21 protein-coding genes and 2 pseudogenes are annotated in these 24,193 nt (G+C 66.8%); 17 read left to right on the top strand and 6 right to left on the bottom strand.

All coding sequences use genetic code 11. The features are described 5' to 3' along the window. Positions 1-38: 38 nt before the first annotated feature. From C8D03_RS07395 to C8D03_RS07420, 6 genes and pseudogenes are all read left to right on the top strand, one after another. Complete coding sequence (locus tag C8D03_RS07395) at positions 39-944, top strand: TIGR01459 family HAD-type hydrolase (RefSeq protein ID WP_108045688.1); 906 nt, start codon at positions 39-41, stop codon at positions 942-944. 162 nt (positions 945-1,106) lie between these two features. Further along, the gene (locus C8D03_RS07400; RefSeq protein WP_108045689.1) at positions 1,107-2,429 is read left to right on the top strand and encodes an ABC transporter substrate-binding protein; all 1,323 of its coding nucleotides are present in this window, start codon (positions 1,107-1,109) and stop codon (positions 2,427-2,429) included. Between the two features lie 146 nt (positions 2,430-2,575). After that, positions 2,576-4,294 (top strand): ABC transporter permease, encoded by a 1,719-nt coding sequence (locus C8D03_RS07405; RefSeq protein WP_108045690.1) that lies wholly within the window; start codon positions 2,576-2,578, stop codon positions 4,292-4,294. A 24-nt stretch (positions 4,295-4,318) separates the two neighbouring features. Beyond that, positions 4,319-5,416 carry an ABC transporter ATP-binding protein gene (locus C8D03_RS07410; protein ID WP_108045691.1) on the top strand — a complete coding sequence of 366 codons (1,098 nt, stop codon included), beginning with the start codon at positions 4,319-4,321 and terminating at the stop codon, positions 5,414-5,416. Between the two features lie 94 nt (positions 5,417-5,510). Beyond that, positions 5,511-6,641, top strand: a pseudogene (locus tag C8D03_RS07415) (IS3 family transposase). A 26-nt stretch (positions 6,642-6,667) separates the two neighbouring features. After that, positions 6,668-6,771, top strand: a pseudogene (locus tag C8D03_RS07420) (IS630 family transposase); the annotation flags it as partial. 112 nt (positions 6,772-6,883) lie between these two features. Here C8D03_RS07420 and C8D03_RS27040 read toward each other — a convergent pair. After that, positions 6,884-7,921 carry a cupin domain-containing protein gene (locus C8D03_RS27040; RefSeq protein WP_108045692.1) on the bottom strand — a complete coding sequence of 346 codons (1,038 nt, stop codon included), beginning with the start codon at positions 7,919-7,921 and terminating at the stop codon, positions 6,884-6,886. 202 nt (positions 7,922-8,123) lie between these two features. Between C8D03_RS27040 and C8D03_RS07430 the strand changes: the two genes are divergently transcribed. The 8 genes from C8D03_RS07430 (at position 8,124) to C8D03_RS07465 (ending at position 16,281) form a co-directional block, all read left to right on the top strand. Continuing rightward, positions 8,124-10,514, top strand: coding sequence for a xanthine dehydrogenase family protein molybdopterin-binding subunit (locus C8D03_RS07430; RefSeq protein WP_108051329.1), 2,391 nt, complete (start codon positions 8,124-8,126; stop codon positions 10,512-10,514). Between the two features lie 215 nt (positions 10,515-10,729). Continuing rightward, positions 10,730-11,368, top strand: coding sequence for a lysophospholipid acyltransferase family protein (locus tag C8D03_RS07435; RefSeq protein WP_108045693.1), 639 nt, complete (start codon positions 10,730-10,732; stop codon positions 11,366-11,368). Next, positions 11,365-12,315 carry a phosphatidate cytidylyltransferase gene (locus C8D03_RS07440; RefSeq protein ID WP_108045694.1) on the top strand — a complete coding sequence of 317 codons (951 nt, stop codon included), beginning with the start codon at positions 11,365-11,367 and terminating at the stop codon, positions 12,313-12,315. Before C8D03_RS07435 ends, C8D03_RS07440 begins: the two co-directional genes overlap by 4 nt. Further along, positions 12,312-12,701 carry a hypothetical protein gene (locus C8D03_RS07445; RefSeq protein ID WP_108045695.1) on the top strand — a complete coding sequence of 130 codons (390 nt, stop codon included), beginning with the start codon at positions 12,312-12,314 and terminating at the stop codon, positions 12,699-12,701. Before C8D03_RS07440 ends, C8D03_RS07445 begins: the two co-directional genes overlap by 4 nt. Positions 12,702-12,704: 3 nt before the next feature. Further along, on the top strand, positions 12,705-13,346 hold the full coding sequence (locus C8D03_RS07450; RefSeq protein ID WP_108045696.1) for a CDP-alcohol phosphatidyltransferase family protein: 642 nt from the start codon (positions 12,705-12,707) through the stop codon (positions 13,344-13,346). Between the two features lie 423 nt (positions 13,347-13,769). After that, a complete protein-coding gene (locus C8D03_RS07455) occupies positions 13,770-14,528 on the top strand; it encodes a LamB/YcsF family protein (RefSeq protein WP_108045697.1) in 759 nt (252 codons plus the stop codon). Beyond that, positions 14,525-15,259 carry a 5-oxoprolinase subunit B family protein gene (locus tag C8D03_RS07460; protein ID WP_108045698.1) on the top strand — a complete coding sequence of 245 codons (735 nt, stop codon included), beginning with the start codon at positions 14,525-14,527 and terminating at the stop codon, positions 15,257-15,259. Before C8D03_RS07455 ends, C8D03_RS07460 begins: the two co-directional genes overlap by 4 nt. Further along, positions 15,256-16,281, top strand: a complete 1,026-nt coding sequence (locus tag C8D03_RS07465; protein ID WP_108045699.1) for a 5-oxoprolinase subunit C family protein — start codon at positions 15,256-15,258, stop codon at positions 16,279-16,281. The genes C8D03_RS07460 and C8D03_RS07465 overlap by 4 nt, the downstream gene beginning before the upstream one ends. A 15-nt stretch (positions 16,282-16,296) precedes the next feature. Here the strand turns inward: C8D03_RS07465 and C8D03_RS07470 are convergent, their stop codons facing one another. Together C8D03_RS07470 and C8D03_RS07475 are read right to left on the bottom strand one after the other, a co-directional pair. Then, positions 16,297-16,908, bottom strand: coding sequence for a helix-turn-helix transcriptional regulator (locus C8D03_RS07470; RefSeq protein WP_181300757.1), 612 nt, complete (start codon positions 16,906-16,908; stop codon positions 16,297-16,299). Between the two features lie 173 nt (positions 16,909-17,081). Then, entirely contained in the window at positions 17,082-17,864 is a 783-nt protein-coding gene (locus C8D03_RS07475) for a GntR family transcriptional regulator (protein WP_108045701.1), read from the bottom strand. 53 nt (positions 17,865-17,917) lie between these two features. Here C8D03_RS07475 and C8D03_RS07480 point away from each other — a divergent pair, with 53 nt between their 5' ends. From C8D03_RS07480 to C8D03_RS07490, 3 genes are all read left to right on the top strand, one after another. Beyond that, on the top strand, positions 17,918-18,862 hold the full coding sequence (locus tag C8D03_RS07480) for a PfkB family carbohydrate kinase (protein ID WP_108045702.1): 945 nt from the start codon (positions 17,918-17,920) through the stop codon (positions 18,860-18,862). 137 nt (positions 18,863-18,999) lie between these two features. Next, positions 19,000-20,118, top strand: a complete 1,119-nt coding sequence (locus C8D03_RS07485; protein ID WP_108045703.1) for a helix-turn-helix transcriptional regulator — start codon at positions 19,000-19,002, stop codon at positions 20,116-20,118. A gap of 337 nt (positions 20,119-20,455) precedes the next feature. Beyond that, on the top strand, positions 20,456-21,223 hold the full coding sequence (locus C8D03_RS07490; protein ID WP_108045704.1) for a short-chain dehydrogenase/reductase: 768 nt from the start codon (positions 20,456-20,458) through the stop codon (positions 21,221-21,223). Between the two features lie 33 nt (positions 21,224-21,256). Here the strand turns inward: C8D03_RS07490 and C8D03_RS07495 are convergent, their stop codons facing one another. The 3 genes from C8D03_RS07495 to C8D03_RS07505 form a co-directional block, all read right to left on the bottom strand. Further along, positions 21,257-22,333: a serine aminopeptidase domain-containing protein gene (locus tag C8D03_RS07495; RefSeq protein ID WP_181300759.1), complete on the bottom strand. Its 1,077-nt coding sequence runs from the start codon at positions 22,331-22,333 to the stop codon at positions 21,257-21,259. A 135-nt stretch (positions 22,334-22,468) separates the two neighbouring features. Beyond that, positions 22,469-23,287: an ABC transporter ATP-binding protein gene (locus C8D03_RS07500; protein ID WP_108045706.1), complete on the bottom strand. Its 819-nt coding sequence runs from the start codon at positions 23,285-23,287 to the stop codon at positions 22,469-22,471. A 23-nt stretch (positions 23,288-23,310) separates the two neighbouring features. Next, positions 23,311-24,057, bottom strand: coding sequence for a CBS domain-containing protein (locus C8D03_RS07505; protein ID WP_108051331.1), 747 nt, complete (start codon positions 24,055-24,057; stop codon positions 23,311-23,313). Between the last annotated feature and the right edge of the window lie 136 nt (positions 24,058-24,193).

Consider the following 24,193-nt stretch of genomic DNA (forward strand, 5'->3'; position numbering starts at 1 on the left):
GCGCCGCATCGCGACCTCAGGGACATCTCCGCCGATCCATGCCCGCACTGCCAACGCCCGGCCATCGCCGCACCGCCACAACCTTCATCGACGGGCTCTCGGCCGTGGCTGAGCGGTATCGGGGCTTCCTCGTCGACCAGTGGGGCGTGCTGCATGACGGCGTGCGACCGTACCCGGACGCGCTGGAATGCCTGATCGGGCTGCGGGAGTGCGGCAAGCCCGTGATCATCCTGTCGAACTCCGGGCGCAGTGGCGCGGCGAACGAACGCATTCTCGCGAGCCTGGGCTTCCCGCGCGATCTCTACGAGTGCGTGGTGTCCGCCGGCGACGATGCCCGCGAGGCGATTGCCGCGGCTGAAGAACCATTTTATCGCGATCTCGGCCGGCGCTGCCTGTTGCTGGCGCGGGAGAGCGATCGCGATCTCGGCGACGGCCTCGGGCTCGATCTGGTCGATCGGCCCCGCGACGCCGATTTCCTGCTGCTGATGAGTATGGAACCGCCGCATCAGTCGCTGACGGGATGGCTGCCCCTGCTGGAGGCGTCGCTTGCCGCCGGACTGCCGATGATCTGCGGCAACCCGGATGTGCAGCGGACACGCGGCGACGGCACGCTGCAGAAAGCGCCCGGTTTCGTCGCGAAAGCCTATGCCGGCATGGGCGGCGTGGTGCGCTATCATGGCAAGCCGGAGCCGCGCATCTACCAATCATGCCTTTCCAGGCTCGGGTTGGCTCCATCGGAGGTCCTGTGCATCGGAGATTCGCTCGCGCATGACGTCGCCGGGAGCCAGGGCGTCGGCCTGCAAAGCGCCTTCATCGCGGGCGGAATCCATCAGCACGATCTGGCGTGGCAGACCACGGACAAGGTCGATCCGCATTCCTGCCTCGCCCTTTTCGACCGCCATCAGATGCATCCGGAGTTCGCGCTCGGGCATCTGCGCTGGTAGCCCGGGCACAGCTGCCCGCTACCATGGTGCAATGCACCGATAGTGCGGGGTGACAGCGCACCGCCGAATATGACAAATTCGTGACATACGTGGCCGATCAGTCCGCCATGCGATGCACGTCCGACCTCGATGTCGGGCGGCCAATCAACTCGGGAGAACATCATGACGATATGCAGGCTCGCTCTGGCGTTGGGCTTTGCCCTGACGACATCGATGGTTCAGGCGCAGGCGCCCACGGGCAAGGTCACGGTGGTGACCTCGTTCTCGAAGGATGTGACGGATCCGATCAAGAAGGCTTTCGAAAAGGCCACGCCGGGTGTCACCCTCGAAGTCCAGAACCGCAACACCAATGCCGGCGTGAAGTATCTCGACGAGACCCGGGCGAATAACCAGGTCGACCTGTTCTGGGCGTCCGCGCCAGACGCCTTCGAGGTACTGAAGGGCAAGACGCTACTCAGCGCCTACAAGCCCAAAGCCACAGGTATCCCCGACAAGATCGGCTCCTATCCGATCAACGATCCGCAGGGTTTCTATACAGGCTTCGCCGCCTCGGGCTACGGCATCATGTGGAATGAGCGCTATGCCAAGGCGAAGAAGCTGCCCGAGCCCAAGGACTGGCAGGACCTCGCCGGCCCGGCCTTTTACGACCATGTCTCGATCGCGTCGCCGGCCCGCTCCGGCACGACGCATCTGACGGTCGAAACCATCCTCCAGGGCGAGGGCTGGGAGAAGGGCTGGGCCACCATCAAGGCGATGGCGGGCAACTTCAACGCGATCACGGACCGCTCCTTCGGCGTTCCAGAGGCGGTCAATTCCGGCCAGGTCGGCGTCGGCATCGTGATCGATTTCTTCGCCTTCTCGGCGCAGGCCTCCGGCTTCCCGGTGAAGTTCGTCTATCCGACGGTGACAACGGTCGTGCCGGCCAATGTCGGCATCGTCTCCAACCCGCCCAACAAGGCCGCCGCCGAAGCCTTCGTCGAATTCCTGCTTTCGCCCGCCGGTCAGGAGGTGCTCCTGGAGCCCGGCATCCGCCGCCTGCCCGTCAACCCGGCTGTCTATGCCAAGGCCGGGCCTGACTATCCGAACCCCTTCACCGATCCGCGCTTCCAGAAGATGATCGGCTTCGATGTCGACAAGTCGGAGGCCCGCACAGCCGTCGTCGATACGCTGTTCGACCAGTTGATCTCCTTCCAGCTCGATGCGCTGAAGGGCGTGACCAAGACGCTGCACGAGGTCGATGCGGCGCTGGCGAAGAAGCCCAACCCACAGGCCAAGGCGCTGGCTGACGAGGCGCGCGGCCTGATTGCCGCCATGCCCGTGACGGAGGCGCAAGCCGCGAGCCCCGAACTGCGCGCCGCCTTCACCGGCGGCAAGGAGAAGGGCGCGCGGCAGGCGGAGGTCGAGGCGCAATGGGCGAGCCTCGCCCGCGACAACTACGGCAAGGCGAAGGCCAAGGCGGAAGAGGCGCTGAAGGCGGCCAAGTAGCGCCCTTCGACCGCCGTCGTCATTCTCGGGCGGCGCTCTGCGCCGACCCGGGAATCCCCTGCCGGAACAGACTCCGCACAGGAGCACGGATTGTCCGGAGATGCCCGGGTCGAGCCCGGGCATGACGCGCTTTGCAAAGGCCATTGATGACCGCTATTCCCGCTGCCACCCTGCCACGCGCCCGCCGCCTCTCCGCCACGCCCGGCCAGATCGCGCTGGCGTTGGCGATTGCGGCCTTCCTGCTGCTGTTCCTGGGGTTGCCCGTGGCGACGGTGCTCTATGTCGCCTTCACCGAAAAGGGCACCGGCAGCTTCACACTCGTGAATTTCTATGATTTCGTCCGCACCGAGCTGTTCATGCGCTCCCTGTGGAACTCGTTCTACGTTTCGGCGATGTCGGTGGTCTGGGCCTCGGTCTTCGCGCTGCCCTTGGCCTATCTTACCACCCGCTTCGTCTTTCGGGGCGCAGCCCTGGTCCAGACGCTCGGCTTCCTGCCGCTGATCATGCCGCCTTTCGTCGGCGCCGTGGCGATGCAGCTCTTCTTTGGCCGCAATGGCTCGATCAACCTGCTTCTCGATGACTGGTTCGGCTTCAAGATCGGCTTCATGGAGGGTTTGAACGGCGTCATCTTCGTCCAGTCCGTCCACTATTTCCCCTTCATCCTGATCAATCTCTCGGCGGCGCTGCGCAACATCGACCGGGCGATGGAGGAGGCCGCGCAGAACCTCGGCTCCTCGGGCTTCCGCCTGTTCCGGCGCATCGTCTTTCCGCTCGCCTTGCCAGGCTACCTCGCCGGCGCCTCGCTCGTCTTCGTCAAGGTCTTCGATGATCTGGCGACGCCACTCCTGCTCAACGTCAAGGACATGCTGGCGCCGCAGGCCTATCTGCGCATCACCTCGATCGGCATTGCCGACCCGATGGGCTACGTCATCTCCGTCGTGCTGATCGCCGCCTCGGTCGCCGCCATGTGGCTCTCGGCGCTGGCGCTGAAGGGCCGTGACTACGCCACGACGCAGCGCGGCGGAGGCGGCCTCGCCCGGCGGAAGATGACGCGCTGGGAGGCCGTGTTCGGCTATGGCGTCGTCATCCTGATCCTGGCGCTCGTGCTGGCGCCGCATCTGGGCCTGCTGCTGCTCTCCTTCGCCACGATCTGGTCGTTCTCGCCCCTCCCCGACGGTTTCACTACGGCGCATTATGCCCGCGTCTTCGGCGAGAGCTCGCTCTACATCAAGAACACGCTGATCTACGCCACGCTGGCCGGCGGCATCGACATCGTACTCGGCGTCGCCATCGCCTATCTCGTGCTACGCACCAAACTGATCGGCCGCGAATGGCTCGATTGGGCGGCCTCCGCCGCGCTCGCCATTCCCGGCGTCGTGCTCGGCATTGGCTATCTCAGGACGTTCTACGGCGTCACGCTGCCCGACGGCACACCGCTCGCCTCGCTTTGGCTCACCATCGTACTGGCTCTCGCCATACGCCGTCTGCCCTATGCATTGCGCGCCTGCTACGCCGCGCTCCAGCAGATCTCGGTTTCGCTGGAGGAGGCTGCCGAAAACCTCGGCGCCACCAAGAGCCGGACCGTCCGGCGCGTCGTCGTGCCGCTGATGGCGGGCGGCATTCTCGCCGGCTTCGTCACGAGCTTCTCGACTGCCGCGGTCGAACTCTCCGCGACGCTGATGCTGGTCCAGTCGAACTCCGACGCCCCGCTCGCCTATGGGCTCTACGTCTTCATGCAGTCGGCTGCGGGACGCGGGCCAGGCGCGGCGCTCGGCGTCGTCGCCGTCCTGCTGGTCGCGCTCTGCACCTTCCTCTCGCATGTCATCGTCGAACGCAGCCAGAAGGCCAAGGGCATGGGGCACTGAACCGGCATGGGACACTGACTGAACATGAACATGACCGCTTCCCTCGCGACGCCGGCCGTCTCCGTCGACATCGAAGGCGTCAACCTGTCCTATGGCGACAACCACGTCCTCAAGACCGTCGATCTCGCGATCCGACCGGGCGAATTCTTCGCCTTCCTCGGCCCGTCGGGCTGCGGCAAGACCACGCTGCTGCGCCTGATCGCCGGCTTCAACCAGGCTGATAGCGGCCGGGTCCTGATCGGCGGCAAGGACATCTCGGCGCTGCCGCCCTGGAAGCGCGATGTCGGCATGGTCTTCCAATCCTATGCGCTCTGGCCGCACATGACCGTCGCGCGCAATGTCGCCTTCGGTCTCGAGGAGCGTGGTGTTGCGCGCGCCGAGGTCAACCGGCGGGTTGCGCTCGCGCTCGATCTCGTCGGCCTCGGCCATCTCGCCGAGCGGCGCCCGTCGCAACTCTCCGGCGGCCAGCAGCAGCGCGTCGCGGTTGCCCGCACCGTCGCAGTCGAACCCAAGGTGCTGCTGCTCGACGAGCCGCTGTCAAATCTCGATGCCAAGATGCGCGTGCAGGTCCGCCGCGAGCTGCGTGATCTGCAGCAGCGCCTCGGCCTGACCACGATCTTCGTGACGCACGACCAGGAGGAGGCCAACACGATCTGCGACCGTATCGCCGTGATGAACGACGGCGTCATTCAGCAGGTCGGCACGCCGATCGAGCTCTATGAGCGGCCGGCCAATCTGTTCGTCGCGAACTTTCTCGGCGCAGCCAACATCCTGAGCGGGCAGATCGGGGGCAGCGGTGGAGATCGCCATTTTGAGATCGACGGCGGGATGAAGATCCCCATCGCGGATACCGACACCATTCCGGAACGCGCCAAGCTGGTCTTCCGCCCGCAGCATGCCCGGCTATCTCCCGTCGGCGCGCCGGAGCAAGGCATGTTTGCACTGGCCTGCGACATCGTAGGCCGCGAATTTCTCGGTTCGAGCATTCGCTATTTCGCCAGGGTCGGCACAACCGAAGTGGCCGTGGACGTACCGTTCCACTCGAGCCGCGATCTTCTCGAGCCCGGCGCCGCCGCCATGTTGAACCTCGATGGCGGCTCCGTGCTCTGGCTGCCATATTAGCGGGAAGGTTTTAGTGATACCGCGGAGCGGACGTTTGAATAGCCCCTAGCTTCGTGGACGCCTTCTTCCCTAATTTTGAGGCAAGGAGGCGACGATGGCGACTGGCAGTTTCAGTGAGGATTTCAAGCGCGATGCGGTGGCGCAGATCACCGAGCGGGGTTACCCGGTCGCGGAGGTTTCGCAGCGGCTTGGGGTGAGCCCTCACTCGCTTTATGCGTGGAAGAAGAAGTTCGCGAAGCCTGCGGGCTCGAGCGATGCGGATCAGGCTGGAGAGATCCGGCGGCTGAAGAAGGAGCTGGCGCGCGTCACCGAGGAGCGCGACATCCTAAAAAAAGCCACCGCGTATTTCGCCAGGGATGCAAAGTGAGATACGCGTTCGTCGCCGAGCATCGTCCGTTGTTTTCGATCCGGGCGATGTGTCGCTGCCTGCGCATCCAAGCCAGCGGCTTCTATGCCTGGCTCAAGGCTCCGTTGAGCCCACGGGCGCGAGAGGATGCGCGTCAGACCGAACTCCTGCGGAAGGCGTGGACAGACAGCGGCAAGGTCTACGGCTATCGCAAGCTGCATGATGATCTTCTGGATCAGGGCGAGACCAGTTGCCCGAACCGGATCGCTCGCCTTTCAAGGCTTTGCCGGCATCAAGGCCCAGATCGGCTACAAGCGCCGGCCCGGCAGCTACAGCGGCAAACCGTCTGTCGTGGTCGATAATACGCTGGCCCGGCAGTTCGATGTCGCGGCGCAGGACAAGGCGTGGGTGACCGACATCACCTATATCCGGACCATGGAGGGCTTTGCCTATCTGGCCGTCGTGATCGACCTGTTTTCACGGCGCGTCATCGGCTGGTCGCTGCAGAGCCGCCAGACGACAGACGTCGTGCTGCAGGCGTTGCTCATGGCAGTTTGGCGACGGAAGCCACAGGCGAAGGTCTTGATTCATTCCGACCAGGGCTCGCAGTTCACCAGCATGGAGTGGGCCGCGTTCCTGCGGCACCACAATCTTGAGCACTCGATGAGCCGGCGTGGAAACTGCCGCGACAATGCGGTGGCAGAGAGCTTCTTCAATCTGCTCAAACGCGAGCGGATACGCCGAAGAACCTACAGAATCCGCGATGAAGCGCGCCAGGATGTGTTCGAATACATCGAGATGTTCTACAACTCAAAGCGCAAGCACGTCCGAAACGGGATGCTGTCGCCCGTCGAGTTCGAAAGGCAGCAGAAAAACTGAGCCGAGGGCGTCTACAAAACTCGGGGCTATTCATCGAGACCTGGATCAAGATCAACATGGCGCCACTCTATGGTTGGGGGCAGAAGGCGAGCGCCTGAGAGGCCTCGCGCCTCATGGCCACTGGCGCTCGGCCTGGAACCCCGTTCCAGCATGGTCCGACGCCAGGGCTCGTCCGCCAGCAGCATCTCGGCGATCGATCCAACACGATCGGAGATGGCGGAAGCCGAATCCACGAGAAATCTTCACCGTCGTTGTCCATCTCCGATCTGGAGGCTGCCGCTAGTGGCGCCGATTTCCAGCAGGACGACCTCGCAGACCTGATCGAGCGCTGTCGGGCAACGCTCGACGCCATGCGGCACGACGATGAACTCCCCTTCGCCGATGACCTCGTCGCGGTCACGGAACTTCATCAGCAGCCGACCCTTGTGAACGAAGAAGACCTCGTCCTCGCCGAGGTTGAAATGCCAGCCGGCCTCGCCCTCGAATTTCGCGAGCTTGATCTGCAGATTGTTGACGGATGCGGCGAGCCGAGGCGGCCAGGTGTCGGAGAACCGCCCGAAGGCGCTCTCCAGGTTCTCCTTGCGGAACGGCGAGATGTGCCTGTTCAGCAGCGCGACGTCACGGATGATCGTCTTGAGCTGGCTTGGCACATCCCTGCCATCGGCCGGATAATTTCCATCGAGCGCAGCCGTACCAATGGTGAAACCAGCCGCCCCCGCGTCCTTCAAGGCTGCGATGCGGCCCGGCGTGTCGATCGATCCGGCCACATAGACGGGCTTCGAGACAGCGGAGCAGACCGCCTCGATCAGCGCCGGGACGTTCTCGTGCGAGCGATAGGCCAGCAGGTCCAGGCCGTGCACGCCGTCGCGTGCGGCCAATGTCTCCGCGCTGGCGACGATCTCGTCGATGCTGCCCTCCAGAACGCTCGGATGACCGGAGATCGTGCCCGGGAAGGGGCAGTACTGGATCATCGTGCCGGCAATGATCGGCAGCACGTCATCGACCCTCGTCCCGCCGAGCAGAATGTCGATGCCGATCTCGACCGCAGCTTTCGCAGATGCGATCTCGCTGTCGCGATCGAGAGAGACGACCTCCAGATAGGAGGTTGCACCGCCCGCCTTGATCGCCGCGTCGAGCGCTTTCAGCTTGTCCAGCGGCAGGCCAATGTCCTTGAAGCCGATATGCCGAACTCCCAGAGCCAGAGCGGTCCGAAGTTGCTCCATCGCATCGCCGACCGTCCGGTCGTTGCGGGTGAGCATGAAGATGAAGCGAAGACCCATCAGGACACCTGTTCCATTCGTTCGACCGGTCTGCGCGGCGACGAACCGCCATGCGCAGGCCGCTATGCTGGCTCCGTCAGCGGGTTTCGCAACCGCTGGGCGCTGGGCGGGCCTGCAGTCGGCGCTCTTTCAGCGGATCGATCAGCCGCCCTATCAAGGAGATCATGATTTCCCTCTCCTGTTTCGCGGCGGCCGGTGCTCGATGAACTCTCGCGTTTCCCGTGACAGCGATACCATGGCCTCGGTTGGGATCGGTCAACCCGTGCCGCGCCAAGAGGACGCGATCCTCGTGCAGGGGCAGGGGCACTACACAGACGATCTGAGCGTCGAGCGGCAGCTCTTCGCGGCCTTCGTCCGCAGCCCCCATGCGCATGGACATCTGCGTGCCGTCGATGCGGCCGAGGCCCGGGCGATGAAGGGGGTCGTCGCGATCTACACAGCGGCGGATCTGGACGGCCAGGGATACAGCGCGATCCTGACACCCATCGATGTGCCGGGCCGCAATGGCGCATCGATGAGAAAGCCCCAGCGGGCAGCGCTGGCAGCCGACAAGGTCCGCTTCGTCGGCGACCCTGTCGCGATGGTGGTCGCCCGCACCGCCGATCAGGCGCGCAACGCCGCGGAGGCGGTCAGGCTCGATATCGATGTCCTGCCTGCCGTCACCGATGCCGAGCAGGCGCTCGGGGCCGACGCCCCGCAAATCTATGACGACGTCGCCGGCAATCTGATCGTCGATTTCCAGTTCGGCGACAGCGAGAAGGTCGCCGGGGCTTTCGCCGAAGCCGCGCATATCGCGAGACTTCGGATCGTCAACAACCGCGTCATCGTCAACCCGATCGAGCCGCGCACGGCGATTGCGAGCTTCGATGGCAAGTCGAAGCGCTACACGCTGCACGCGCCGAGCCAAGGCGCCTTCGGCATGCGCAACAATCTGGCGGCGGCCATGGGCGTGAAGCCTGCTGCGATGCGACTGGTCACCGGCCATGTCGGCGGCTCGTTCGGCATGAAGGCCTCCGTGTTTCCCGAGTACATCGTTCTCCTCCATGCGGCTCGCATGTTGAAGCGCCCGGTCAAATGGACCGATCAACGATCCGAGAGCTTCGTCTCGGACCACCATGGGCGCGACATGGTCTTCGAGGCCGAGCTGGCCCTGGACGCTCGCGGTCGTTTCCTCGCCACGCGATTCAAGGGCATCGCGAATATGGGCGCCTACGTCACTCCCGTCGGGGCGGTGATGCCGACGATGAATGTGGGGAAGAATTCGGTCGGCATGTACCGGACGCCGCTCGTCGAGATCCAGACGCGGTGCGCGGTGACGAATACGCCGCCGATCGGCGCCTATCGCGGCGCGGGTCGCCCGGAAGGCAATTATTTCATGGAGCGACTGATCGATACGGCGGCCCGCAACATGGGCATCGACAGCGCGAGCCTGAGGCGGCGCAACCTGATCCCGCCCGCGAAGTTGCCTTGGGCGACACCGATGGGGACGGTCTACGACAGTGGTGATTTCCCGGCTCTGTTTGAACGAGCCCTCGCGGCGTCGGACTGGATGGGATATGCTGGACGACTGAAGACGAGCCGGAAGGCGGGCTTGCTGCGCGGGCGCGGTATCGGCTGCTATCTCGAGGTGACAGCGCCTCCGACAAATGAAATGGGCGGGATCCATTTCGAGCCGGACGGGAGCGTGAACATCGTCACCGGCACGCTCGACTACGGGCAGGGACATTGGACGCCGTTCGCCCAGCTCCTCACCAGCCAGCTCGGCGTTCCCTTCGAACGAATCAAGCTCGTACAGGGCGACAGCGATCGCCTGATCGCCGGCGGAGGCACGGGCGGCTCGAAATCGCTGATGGCGAGCGGCTCGGCGATCATCGAGGCGAGCGAACTGGTCATCGAGAAGGGCAAGCTGCTCGCCGGTCACTTCCTCGAGGCCGATGTCGCCGACATCGGGTTTGCTGCCGGCCGGTTCACCGTCATCGGAACCGACCGCTCGATCGAGATCATGCAGATGGCGGCAAGGCTGCATGGCGGCGCCGCGGTCGCGCCGGACCTGCCCCAGTCGCTCGACGTCGACCATGTCTTCAAGGCAGCCCCCTCGGCCTATCCCAATGGCTGTCACGTCGCCGAGGTCGAGATCGATCCGGAGACGGGACATGTCGAGGTCGTGCGCTATGTCATGGTCAACGACTTCGGAACCGTCGTGAACCCGATGATCGTCGAAGGGCAGCTCCATGGCGGCGTCGTTCAAGGCATCGGCCAGGCGCTGTTCGAGAGGACGGTGTATGACGACAGCGGCCAGCCCATGACGGGGTCCTATATGGACTACGCCTTGCCTCGGGCGGCGGATGTCCCCTTCTTCTCATTCGTGAGCCAGGGCGTGCCGACCCTGAACAATCGTGTGGGTGCCAAAGGTTGCGGCGAAGCGGGTTGTGCCGGCTCTCTGCCTTCGGTCATGAACGCAGTCGTCGATGCTCTGGCGCCGTATGGCATCAATCATCTGGACATGCCGGCGACGCCTCAGGCGGTCTGGCGGGCGGTTCGGTCCGGACGGAGCGGAGCCGTCACCGGCGAGCCGCTGGTGGCGCTTTCCTGACCGGGCGATCGCCTGCTCGACGGCGTTATGATCGAAGATCTGTCGGCAGGACGGCGCCGATCCAGGCACCGCAACCTGTCTTTGTTTTTCGTCACGCTTCGCGAGTTCGCAGCACGCGAACGAGAATGTCCGGTTGCGGGCGCCGCGCCAGAGTCCGCATCGACAACATCTGAATTGAACGCTACGTCATCAAGAGGGCGTGGTTGGGAATAGCGATGCGTGGGGCGGGGATAAGCTTAGCTGGCACGCTCATCGTGTTGTTCGCCCGCTTCCTGACCGCCGTCCGCGGACGCTGGGACGGGGTTGCGCCGGTCGACGAGCAGCGGATCTACTACGCCAATCACGCCAGCCACGGCGATTTCGTCCTGATCTGGACGGTGCTGCCGCGTCGCACGCGATTTGCGACCCGGCCGGTCGCAGGGAGTGACTACTGGCTGAAAAGCCGCCTCCGGCGCTTCATCGGCTGCGATGTCTTCAACGCCGTCCTGATCGATCGCGAACGCGCCAGCCGGGCAAACGATCCGATCGGCCAGATGACGGACGCGCTGGATGCCGGCTCGTCGCTCATCGTCTTCCCCGAAGGTACGCGCAACACGACCGAGGCACCGCTGCTGCCGTTCAAGAGCGGACTGTTCCATCTCGCGCGGGCGCGCCCGGACATCGCGCTCGTGCCGGTCTGGATCGACAATCTCAATCGCGTCATGCCGAAGGGCGAGTTCGTGCCGATCCCGCTGATCTGCACCGTCACCTTCGGCGCCGCGGTGCGGATCTCCGACGCGGAAGCGAAGCGGGACTTCCTGGCCCGGGCGGAAGCAGCGCTGCTCGGGCTGTCGCCGAAGGCGAGTTCGTCATGACGATGCCCCATCCCGATCTGGTGGCCGTGCTGGCCGGCCTGCTCGTCGTTCTGATCCTGGCTTCGGCGATCGGCTACGGGCTGCAGCGCAGATTGTCGCCCGACGGCTCGAATGCCGTGGTCGAGAACCTGAACGACCGCATCCGCGCCTGGTGGGTCATGGTCGTGCTGATGGGGCTGGCGCTGCTCGGCGGCAAGACCGGCGTGACGCTGCTCTTCGCCTTCTGCTCCTTCGCGGCCTTGCGCGAATTCATCACGCTGACCGACACGCGGCGCGCCGACCATTGGGCGCTGGCCGCCGGCTTCTTCGTCGTCCTGCCGCTGCAGTATTACCTGATCTGGATCGACTGGTACGGTCTCTACTCGATCTTCATCCCGGTCTACGGCTTCCTGCTGCTGCCGATCATCGCAGCGCTGCGCGGCGACACCGACCGCTATCTCGTGCGCATCGCCGAGGTGCAGTGGGCTTTGATGATCTGCGTCTTCTGCACCTCGCATGTGCCGGCGCTGCTCACCCTGGACATTCCCGGCTTTCAGGGGCGCAACGTGCTCCTGATCGCCTTCCTCGTCATCGTCGTGCAGATCAGCGATGTCCTGCAATATGTCTGGGGCAAGTTTCTGGGCCGCACCAAGATCGCGCCCCGGCTCTCGCCCTCCAAGACGGTCGAGGGTTTCGTCGGCGGCGCGCTCAGTGCCACGGCCATCGGCGCCGCATTGTCCTGGATGACGCCGTTCACGCCGCTCCAGGCCGCCTTCCTGTCGCTGGTCATCGTCCTGATGGGTTTCTTCGGCGGGCTCGTGATGTCGGCGATCAAACGCGACCGCGGCGTCAAGGATTGGGGACACCTCATCGCGGGCCATGGCGGCTTCATCGATCGGCTCGATTCCGTGGTCTTCTCCGCCCCGATCTTCTTCCACCTGGTCCGCTACGGCTGGTCAGCCACATGAGCCTCCGGCTTGAGCGCCTGATGGCAAGCAGCGTCGTGCATGTCGCCTTCGCCTTCCTCGCCATGGGGAGCTGGGCGGCTTTCGCCAACCGCACCCATCCGATGCCGGCACCGCTCCAGGCCGGGTTGATCCAGGGCGCGCTCTCCGCGACCATCACCCTGCTCCTGAAACGCGGCATCGAGGCGCTGGCCAGACGCTTCTCCGGCTTGACGGCCCTGCTGGTGCCGCCGCTCATCGCCGGGCTCGTCTCTGCCGGGTTGCTCACGGCCATCCACACCATCGGCGGCACGCCCGAGATCTTCAGGACGATCGCCGTCCCGTGGACCGTCGCGACCAGCTATGCGGCGCTCTACAATCTTTCGCTCTGGCGGAGCAGAAAGGCCTGAAACGTGGCGCAGGACGACAATCGACGCCCGCTGGCGAGCCGCGATTCCGGCTGGGCCCGCGCCATCGCGCGCCGTCTGAGCGCGGCCGACATCACGCCGAACCAGATATCAATGGCGAGCATGGCGATGGCGGCCATTGCCGGCGCCGCCTTCTGGCTCGCCGGGAGCGCTCATTCCGGATCGCGCGCCGCCCTGCTCCTGGCCGCGGCGCTGTTCTGCCAGTTCAGGCTGCTCTGCAACCTGTTCGACGGCATGGTGGCGATCGAGGGTGGCAAGCAAGCGCCCGACGGGCCATTCTGGAACGAGTTCCCCGACCGCATCGCTGACATCCTCATTCTCGTCGGCGCCGGCTATGGAGCCAACGCGCCGGCCTTGGGCTGGGCCGCAGCCGCCTTTGCCGTGCTCACCGCCTACACGCGCGAGCTTGGCCGCGCCTGCGGGCTGCCGGCCGACTTCTCCGGCCCGATGGCCAAGCAGCACCGCATGGCGACGATCACCGCCGCAGCGCTGCTGTCCCTGCTGGAGCCGCTCTGGCGCGGCCAGGGCGAGACCCTTGTTGTCGCTCTTTGGATCATCGCGGCAGGGGCCGCCGCGACCGCTCTCAGGCGGGCAGCCAATGCCGTGCGCGGATTGCGTGAGCGCTGAATGCCGTCACGTTTCCGCCGGGGCGGTGGCCTGCGGGAATACTCGGAGACATACCCATAGTCGGGTTTCCCTGCGTCGCAGAGTTCTGATTCATTGGTCTCAGCCCTTGGAGGTTGAGATGGCTTGCTTCAGCCGCTCCCGGATCTCCACCTCGTTGGATCGCCGCGATGCATAGCGGTAGGTCTTCGGATCAAGCTCTTCTTAATCTCCGTCTCCTTCCGACGGAGGCCAATTCAAACCAACGGCGCTCAGGGGGCAACGTCAACCACCTCGCGCCGACGCACCGCCGGCCTCAAACGACGCGCCTTGGCTCGGCAGGCCGCATCCGCTCACGCAAAGCCTTTCTCGACATCCGGTGATCGTCCTAAGGTCTGCCGGTGCGAAGCGGCGCCGGATTCGGGGCTGGCTCCAGGGGAAGGCTGCATGACGACGATCGATCTCAATGCCGATCTCGCCGAGGGTTTCGGCGCCTATCGCTGCGGCGACGACGAGGCGATGCTCTCGATCGTCACCTCGGCGAATGTCGCCTGCGGCCTGCATGCCGGCGATCCGGAGATCATGGCCCATGCCTTCTCGGTCGCGCGCGAGCGTAGCGTCGCGGTCGGTGCCCATCCGGGCTTCCCCGATCTCTGGGGCTTCGGCCGCAGGCGGATTCCGTTCTCGACCGGCGAGATCGAGCGCCTCGTCGCCTATCAGCTCGGCGCGGCGATGGCGCTGGCGGCCTATGCCGGCCACCGCATCTCCTACGTCAAACCACATGGCGCACTCGGCAACATCGCCTGCGAGGAACGCCCCGTCGCGGATGCGATCGCGCGCGCCGTCAAGGCGGTCGATCCAGGCCTGTCGCTGCTGGCGACGGCGCTGACCGCGCAGGTCGCGGCCGGCGAGGCGGCGGGGCTGCGGGTTTATCAGGAGATCTTCGCCGATCGCGGCTATACGGAGGAAGGCCTGCTCGTCGCGCGCAACCTGCCAGGCGCGATGATCACCGACCCGCAGGAGGCGGCGGACCGCGTCGTCGCCATGGTCTCCGAAGGCGCCATCATCACGTTGTCGGGACGGCGCCTGCCGACGCCGATCCGCTCGATCTGCGTGCATGGCGATTCGAGCCACGCCGTGGCCACAGCCCGGCTGGTGCGGACGGCGCTGGAGAGCGCCGGCGTGACGCTCGCCGCCTTCGAATGAGCCGCGATCAGGGCGCTCGCCCGCTTTTCCTCGATGCCGGCGAGGCGGCGCTGGTCGTCGAGTTCGGCCGGAGCGTCGATCCCGCGATCAGCGACCGCGTGCTGGCGCTCGATGCCGCACTGGCTGCGGCGCCGCCGGAGGGCTTGCGCGAACTGGTGCCGACCTATCGCTCGCTGATGATCCATTACGACCCGCTCCGGCTCGACAGGGCGAGGCTGGTCGCGCTGGTCGAGGAACGCCTGGCAGAACCCGCGACGCCCGGCCGGACGGCGGCGCTGTGGATGCTGCCGTGCTGCTACGAGGCGCCTCATGGCGAGGACCTCGCCGAGTTGGCCGGGCTGATGGGTCTCGCCGCCTCCGAGGCCGCAGCCATCCATGCCGCCGCGAGCTACCGGGTCTACATGTACGGCTTCTCACCCGGCTTCACCTATCTCGGCGGTCTGCCCGAGGCGATCGCGATCTCGCGCCGGACCCGGCCACGCCCGCCGCATGAGAGCAAGGCCGTGCTGGTCGGCGGCGGCTTGAGCGCGATCGCGAGCTTTTCCATGCCCACGGGCTGGTATGTCGTCGGTCGCACGCCGGAGCGGCTCTATGCACCCGAGCGGGCGAACGCCTTCCTGTTCGAGCCCGGCGACAGCCTGCGCTTCGAGCCGATCGACGCAACGACCTTTGCGATGCTCGATGCGCGTGCGGAGGCCGGCGAGATCGTGGCCCGCAGGCAGGCGCCATGACGGCGGCTTTGCGTCTGCTCTCGGCCGGCCCTGGCGTCACCGTTCAGGATGGCGGCCGGCACGGCTTCCTGCGCTACGGCGTCACCGGCGCCGGCCCGATGGACCCGTTCGCCCATGCCATCGCCAATCGCGCGCTCGGCAATCGCGCCGACGCCGCCGCGATCGAAGTTTCGCTCGGGGGGCTGGAACTCACCGTCGAAGGCGCGCCCGTGACCATCGCCGTCGCAGGCGGCGATTTTCAGATCGTGCTGGACGGCCAGGCGCTGCCACCGGCGGTCGTCGCACGGCTGGAACCGGGGGCGCGCCTGAAGCTGCGGGCGGGGCCTGCCGGTGTCTGGTGCTATCTCGCCGTGGCGGGCGGCCTCGCGCTGCCGCAGGTGCTGGGGTCCGGCGCGACGCATGCGCGCACCGGCATGGGCGGGCTCGAAGGACGCATGCTGCAGGCGGGCGACCGGCTGCCGGTCGGCATGGCAACGACAGGCGACACTCCGGCCGGCGTCATCGTCGCGCCGCCGCTCGAGCGGCCCGCCGGGACGATCCGCGTCCTGCTCGGCCCGCAGGACGATTATTTCGCCGCGGACCAGATCACCGCGTTCCTGGCGGGACCCTGGACGGTCTCGGCGCGCGGCGACCGCATGGCCTGTTTCCTCGAAGGCGAGCGCCTCAGCCACAAGCTGGGCTTCAACATCCCCTCCGACGGCGTCGCGATGGGCGCGATCCAGGTGCCCGGCGAAGGCCAACCGATCGTGCTGATGGCCGACCGGCAGTCGACCGGCGGCTATCCCAAGATCGCGACGGTCATCGGTGCCGATCTCGGGCGCCTCGCCCAGGCGCGGCCCGGGACACAGCTGGCGTTCCGGGCTGTCTCGCATGCGCAAGCCGTACAGGCCCGGGCGGAGGAGCACGCCTTCCTCACCTCGCCGATCGCCATCGAACCGCTGACGCGCAGCCTGTTCAGTTCGGAATTCCTGCTCGGCCTCAATCTGGTCGATGGCTGGGTCGATGCGCGCAGGCGGAGCTGATCGCGCGACGCCGTCTCAGACCATCTCCTCGACGAAGGTCGCGACGAAGCGGACCAGCTCGCTCTGGCGGGCGGTGCCCGTCTTGGCGAAGAGGCGCTGCAGATGCGTGCGCGCCGTGGTGCGGGCGATGCCGAGCTTCTTGGCCGCGACGACCGTATCGAGCCCCTTCACGATCAGGCCGAGCATGCGGGCTTCCGTCGGCGTCAGACCGCAGGCCTCCGCGACCTCATCGACATTGCGGTCGATCATGCGCTCGGGATCGTCGATCGTCAGCACGAAGAGATCCATGCCGGCCCCGCCGAGATGAACCGCGTCGACCGCGACCTGGCGGCCGCAGCGCATCGACACCGGCAGGCGCAGCTCTTCCGGCGCGGAGCCCGCGCAGCGGCGCTTGAGCCAGGTCTGGAGCCGCGCCGCGAAGAGTTTGTCGGCGCAAACGAAGCGGCCTCCCGCGCCGAGGCCTTCGTGTGCCAGGGCAGCAGCGCCCTGGTTGCTGAAATGGACGTGGAGATCCGCGTCGATGATGAACAGCGGCTTGGCACCGCGCCCGGCCTCCTCCGCCTCAACCGGGCGGGGCGGAAGGGGGGCGAAGCCCGTCGAAGGGGCGAGGGGGAAGATCATGGTCATGCGAGGAGTTTCCCGGAGCTCGAGCATCTTCGCTGTGCCTCACGTAACAGTGCGCCGGACCCGGCCGTGACAGGCTGAAGAGTCGGCCGTCTCCCTTTGGTCGCGCCACGACCGCGAACGGTTCAACGGCAGCGTAGGCGATGATTGGCGGGGAAGCCTCGGCCCTCGTGGGCTCAGATGCGCAGCGACAGCTTGTAGGTGTAGGCATCGCCGCGAAACAGGCCCTCGACATATTCGAGCATGTCGCTGTCGCGGCCAAAGCTGCGGCGCTTGATCAGCAGGCAGGGCAAGGGCTCGGCGAAGCCGAAGATGGCGCATTCGTCCGGGGTGGGCGCCGCCGCCTCGATGGTCTGCTCGCAGCGCTCCAGCGGGGTTCCGAGCCGCGCCAGCTCGGCATAGACGGACCGGCTCAGGTCGGCGTGCTCGAGTTCGGGCGCGCGTTCGAGATTGTACCAGGCGACCTCGCGCGACATCGGCGTGCCGTCGCCGCTGCGCACGCGGACGAGCTTGAGAAAGCGGGCATGGGAGGAGCGGCCGAAGATCGAGGCGATCGAGCGGTCGGACACCACCACCCGCTCAAGGATGCGCGAGGTCGGAACGCGGCCGAGGTCCCGCATCTCCTCCGTGAAGCCCTTGAGCCGGTCCATGCCCGAATGGAGGCGCGAGCCCGGCCCCTGCACAATCGACCCCAGCCGCCCCTGGGCGCTGAGCAATTTGCGCTCGCGCAGGGCGTTGTAGGCGCGCTGCACCGTGGCGCGGCTGATCTGCAGCCGTTCGGCGAGCTGGCGCTCGGCCGGCAGCGTGGTACCCGGAGGCAACGTCCCGTCGCCGATCAGCCGCGTCAGCTGATCTTCAAGCTGCTGGTATAGGGGCTTGGCGGTGTCGTCGCGCAGCTCCAGCAGGTCCTGGAACGGCGGCTTCGACGGGACGTTCGATAAGGGCGTCGGTGGGTGCATGAATGTGCGCAGTGGCGATGACTATGCCGGAAACATGTGAGGGATCGAACGCAATGGCCGACGAATCGATTTTCGTCCTAGGTAGCTTCGTGGTGTCGTGTTCGGCAAAGGTCTCGCGCTTCCCCCGCCCCGGAGAGTCGCTCGCCGCCGATATTGTGACAATCGAGCCCGGAGGCAAGGGATTGAACCTCGCTGTAGCGGCAAGACGCCTCGGCGCCGGGGTCGACGGGCTGCTCGCCGTCGGCGACGACATCGCTTCCGCCTTCGCGGCACCGGCGCTGGCGAAGGCCAGCCTGCCTGCGACAATGCTGATCCGGCTGCCCGGCAAGACCGGAAGCGGCGTCGGCTTCACCGATGCGCAGGGCGAAACCTGCCTGGCCGTCGATGCCGGCGTCAATCGCGCGCTCTCGGCCGGCCATGTCCGCGAGGCGGCCGCGCGGATCGCCGCCGCGGCGATGGTGATGGCGCAGTTCGAGATCGCCGACGAGCCGATCCGCGCGGCCTTCGCCCTGGCGCGGCAGGCCGGCGTCCCGACCCTGCTCAACCCCTCGCCGTTCCGCGCTATCCCGGCGGAGATGCTGGCGGACACCCATGTGCTGGTGCTGAACCAGACCGAGGCCGAGGCGCTTGCGGCCGAGATCCTGCCCGGCGCAAGTGCGCCTGCCGAGCCCGGCCGTTTCGTCGCGGAACTCGGGCCGGCGCTGCTGGCGCTGGGGCCAGAGCTCGTCGTGCTGACGCTGGGAGCGGCCGGCGCCGTCGCGGTGACTGCCGAAGGCGCCATCGGGCAAGCGGCGCTGCAGGTCGAGGCCGTCGATTCGCTGGGTGCCGGCGACGCCTTCGCCGCGACGCTCGGCGTTGCGCTGTCGCGGGGACTCGCGACCGCCGATGCGCTGCGCCAGGCGGCAGCCGCCGGCGCGATCGCGACCCGGCGGGCCGGGGTTTTCGAGGCGCTGGGGACCCAAGCCGATATCGACCAGTTGCTCGGAATGCAGCCCTGAAATTCGCTTCTTTTTATGGATTGCTTTTGGACTTTCCGGAAGCAGTCCATATTGCTACCTTCACCGTCGCGAGCGTGCCGTGGCAGGCTCCACGAAGGTGAGGAACGGTCATGTCGGGTCCAAGCGTCGAAGCGGTCATGTCCACCGTCGACAGCCTTCTCGCCGGGGCGTTCGACGCCGAGCAGATGCCGTCGGCGGTCGAGCAGTTGCGCCAGCTCTTCAATGGCTCGAAAGCGTGCCTCGCCCGTGTCGGACCCGGCATGTCGGCCGCCGATGCGGTCAGTACGAACAGCGACGAGGCCATGCAGCGCCGCTGCTACGAGGACCTCGCCGAGGATTTCATCAGGCTGGGCGAGACCCTGCGCAGCGTCCCGGTCGGCGCGGTCTATCGCGACAGCGAATTGTTCGGCGAAGAGGTGCTCCGGTCCAGCCGGGCCTGGCGCGAATGGATGGCGCCGCAGGACATGTATGGCGGGATCGCCTGCCGCCTCGCCGAGACCAGCGCCTCCTACTGGTTCTTCGACGTGCAACGCGGACAACGCCAGGAACCCTTCGGCGCGGACGACACCGCCCTGCTCGCGCGGTTCTCGCCGCTGCTGCGGAAAGTCGCGGAGCTCAGCCGGCAGGTCGGGCACCTGAAGTTGCAGCGGGACGAGGCGCGTGGCGCGCTCGACGCCCTGGCGATGGCAATCGTCATCGTCGATCGAGACCTGCAGGTCTCCTATGCGAATGAAGGCGCAGACGAGATCCTGTCCGACCCCGACAGCGCCGTCGGACTCCGTCAGGGCCGCCTGTTCGCGCGCCAGCCCGCCGACCAGCGCCAGTTGAAGCGCCTCGTCGAAGCCGCGCTGCGGAGCGTTGTCGACCCTCTGGAGGAGCACCGCAGCAGCATGATCATCCAGGGGGCCGGCGACGATGCCCCTGCCCTTTCGGCCTGCGTGCTGCCTGCCGCCGCTGCTCAGGCCGGCACGCCTCCGTCGGCGAAAGCGATGATCGCGCTGCGTCCACTCGGCATGGCGACCGATCTCGTGGCCAGCAGCCGGCAGCTCTTCAACCTGACCGAAAGCGAGGCGCGCTTCGCCTCGGCGCTCGCGAGCGGGCTGTCGCTGACGCAGGCTGCGGAGGCTCAGGGCGTGCGCATCTCGACCGCGCGGACGCATCTCGCCCGCATCTTCCAGAAGACCCAGACACGGCAGCAAAGCCAGCTCGTCTCGCTGCTGCGCGGCGCCGTCCTGCCGCTGCGCCCGCGCGTCTAGAGACCGGGCGGCCAGCGCAGACCGGCAAACTCCGCGGGTCGGCTCTGGCGAGCCGTCGCAAGCGCTTGCGATTTTGGCCGCGCCTTGACAGGCAGCCATTGATCTTCTCCCCCAAGCCGATCGTTCACAGCCTAGCGCCGTTGCTGCCGGTGCTTCGTCATCCAAATGACGGAGAGCGGTCCTCCCGCCGGTGGGGCGCAGGAGTTGGCTGGCGAGCCCGCATGCGCTGCGTGGCGCACGCCCGTGCGTCGGGCTCCGGCGCAGGCCGGCGGCGTTTCAGCTAGCCTGCGGCTCGATACGAACGGGCCGCCCTAAGGCCGCATCGAGGGAGCATCCCATGGATCTGAAACTGAGCGGACGCCGCGTCCTGATTACCGGCGGCTCGAAGGGCATCGGCGAGGCCTGCGCCCGCGTCTTCCTGGCGGAAGGCTGCTCGATTGTCCTCATCGCCCGCGACGCCGCGCGGCTCTCCGCCACGGCAGCGGCGCTCGGCGAGGGCAACCGCGTCATGACTCACGCCGCCGATCTTTCGGCCGACAGCGAGCGCGAGCGCCTCGCCGCCGCCTTCCCCGACATCGACATCCTGGTCAACAATGCCGGGGCCATTCCCGCCGGCGGGCTGCTCGACCTGTCGATGGAGACCTGGGATCAGGCCTGGGCACTCAAGGTGATGGGCTATATCCACCTGACCAAGCTCTATCTGGCCGGCATGAAGGAGCGCGGCAGCGGCGTCATCGTCAACATCATCGGCGGGGCCGGGCGCAGCCCGCGCTACGACTATGTCTGCGGTGGAACCGGCAATGCGGCGCTGATGGCGTTCACGGGCGCGGTCGGCGGCAGGTCGGTGGAATGGGGCGTGCGCGTCTTCGGGGTCAACCCGGCGCAGACGCGGACGGACCGCATCATCTCGCTCAGCAAGACGCGGGCGAAGATCAAGTTCGGCGACGAGGCACGCTGGGAGGAGATGCTGACCGGCCTGCCGCTGAACCGGCTGATCGAACCCGACGAGATCGCCAATGCCGCGGCCTTCCTGGCCTCGCCGGCCTGCGGCTATGTCAGCGGCACGGTGCTCGATGTCGACGGCGGCGGGGCGTTCCGGGGATAGGCGGCGCAGGCCGAGCCCGACCCGGACGCCGGCTCAGGCGTTGGCTGCCATCCAGTCGGCGATCGCGGGCCAGGTTTCGGCATGGGCGCGGCGCCCGGCGAGAATCGCCAGATGCTGCAGCCCGATCCCGATTTCGGCCGGGTGCTCGATGATTCTCGTGTTCCCCGTCGCCATCCTCGCAAAGAAGGGCTCCACCGCCGCGCGCGGGCCGATCTCGTCTGCGGGATTGACGACGGCCAGCATCGGGATGCGGAGATCGTCGGGTCCGAGCGTCCTGCCCGCGACGGTGAGCGTGCCGCGGCGGAAGCGGTCCTCGCGATAGAGCCATTCGACGATCTGGTGGACGAGCCGACCCGGAAGCGGCACCTCCTCCAGCCCCCAGCGCACGACGCGGATATGGGTGTTCAGCGCGGCGGGATCGGCGAGGCTGAAGGCTGCGTCCATCAATCGGGGCCAGACGAAGGTCTCGGGCGCCAGAAGCGCGCAGGACTGCGAGAGCAGCGAGCCCGCCACCGTATCGTCCTCCGGGATGTCGCCATCCTGGGCGACGACGAGGTCGCGGAAATGGCTAGAGCGCGGCTCGAAGCTGATCGGCGCACCGAGCAGAACCAGGCCGCGGGCGAGAACGGGCTGCAGCGCGCAGGCGATGGCGGCGAGCGTACCGCCGAGCGAATGGCCCAGGACGAAGGGCGGAAGGCCTGAATGGCGTGCCGCAATGGCGTTGCCGGCCGCGACGAGCGCTCCCGCGTAGTCATCGATGCCGGCATGGCCGTCGCCTTCCTCAGGCGGGAGCCATTCCATGAGATGGACGCCGAACTGGCGTTCGAGGCAGAAGCGGACCGCGCTGACGCCGGGAGCGAGATCCCAGATAAAAGATCGCTTGATCGGCGCCGGAACCAGCAGGACCGAGGCGCCGGTCTGCGGCCCTGGATAATGCCGCAGCCGCCAGTGCGGGCCGGAAGCGATCACCTCATACGGGCATTCCTGCGCGCCGAAGCCGAGGAGATCGAGCGTGCCGGTCTGCAGGCTGCGCAGCCCGTCCATCGCCACTCGCTGCGCCAGGCGCAGGTCTGGAAAGAGGCCGAATGCCGGGGCCTTTGGGCGCTCCATCGTCAGCACGTCCCGTAGCGCCGCCGCAACCGGGCCGGCGGCGCCGCAGCATGATGGCAGCCTTGCACGCGAGAGGACTTGATTCAGATCAGTTCCCGGCGCGCACCAGGGCCGGCGACCGCAGGACTGGCGAGATCAGGCCGGGCTCGCGGCGACATCGGGCGGCGCGAGCTTGTCCGCGAAGATCGTCCGGCCGCGCTCGCCTTCGAAATACGCCTTCACCCAGGGATGCTCGCAGGAGAGCAGGTCTTGAAGCGTCCCGATCGCCACGATCTTGCCGCCGGCGATCGCCGCGATCCTGTCGCAGGCCGCATGGAGGGTGCTGAGGTCATGCGTGATCATCATCACGGTGAGGTTGAGGCTCGCCTTCAGCGTCACGATGAGCTGGTCGAAGGCGTCGGCGGAGATCGGATCGAGGCCCGAGGTCGGCTCGTCCAGGAACAGGATATCCGGGTCCAGCGCGAGCGCGCGCGCCAGGGCGGCGCGTTTCGTCATGCCGCCGGACAGCTCGGCCGGATATTTATCGGCCGCGTCCGGTGGCAGCCCGACCATGTCGAGCTTCAACGCCGCCATCTCGGCGAGGAGGGCCGGCGACAGCGAGAGGCATTCGCGCATCGGAACCTGGACATTCTCGGCGAGCGTCAGCGAGGAGAAGAGTGCGCCTTGCTGGAACATCACGCCGCAGCGCTGCTCGATCTGGCGTCTCTCGTCGTCCGAGACGCGGTCCAGATCCTGTCCAAAGAGCGAGATTTCGCCGCTGCGCTTGGGGAGGAGGCCGAGGATGGTGCGCGTCAGAACCGATTTTCCGGAGCCGGAAGCTCCGATGATGCCGAGGATCTCCCCGCGCATCACATCGAGGTCGAGATGGTCGAGAACGGTCTTGTCGCCGAAGGCGACGTCGAGGCCACGCACGCTGATGACGGCATCCCCGGTCGCAGGCGCGGTCTCGGCCATCCGATCGGCTCCCGCGCCTGCCTTCATGCCGGAGGCAGGCGGGAGGAGCCCGGCTCGGCGGAGGTGAAATCGGACGGCATGATCACGGTGCCCGACATCGGCTCGATCCATGCGAGCTGGTCGGATATCGACGTCACACCATCGACGTTCTCCACGACGACATGAGCGGCCTGGCGCTCGCGTTCGTCGAAGATCGCGCCGCTCAGCTCGACCGCGCCGTGGTCGACATGGACATGGATCATCCGGCCGCCCCAGCTCTGCCTTGCAAGTTCTCTGACGATGTCCGCGCGGATGCGTTCATCGTCCGCGACCGCGGCATCGGCCGCCGGCAGCGCATCGGCCATGGCACGCAGCAGGTCGGAGCGCGCGACGATCCCGACCAACTTGCCGTTCTCGACGACCGGCAGGCGCTTGATGCGGCGTCGGCTCATCGTCTCGACGACATTGTCGAGCGTCGCGTCCCGGCGCGTCGTGACGATATCGGTCGCCATAACCTCCTCGACCCTGCGGCCATGGGCATGCACATATTCGTCGGCGGCCTTGCCGGGCCCAACGAGGAATTCCAGCCACCAGGATCGCTTCCGCTCGGTGCCGAGTTCACCGCGCCGCAGAAAATCGCCCTCGCTGACCATGCCGACGAGCGTGCCGTCGCTGCGCACCACCGGCAGGCCGCTGATGCGATGGCCCAGCATCAGGCGGGCGGCGGCGCTGATCGAGGCCGAGGGTTCGACACTGATCACAGGGGTGGTCATGATGGATTCGACGAACATGGCGGCATTCTCCCGCGCCGACCCGGCGCGCGGGGTCCGCGAGCCATCGGCGTCTTCGATCTCGTTAAATTGCCACGCAGACGGTGACCGCGATTTGATCGGCGTCAAGTCAGCCGAGCGATCGCGCGTCCGCGGC

Origin of the sequence: Bosea sp. 124 (assembly GCF_003046175.1) — a bacterium.
Lineage (GTDB): Bacteria > Pseudomonadota > Alphaproteobacteria > Rhizobiales > Beijerinckiaceae > Allobosea.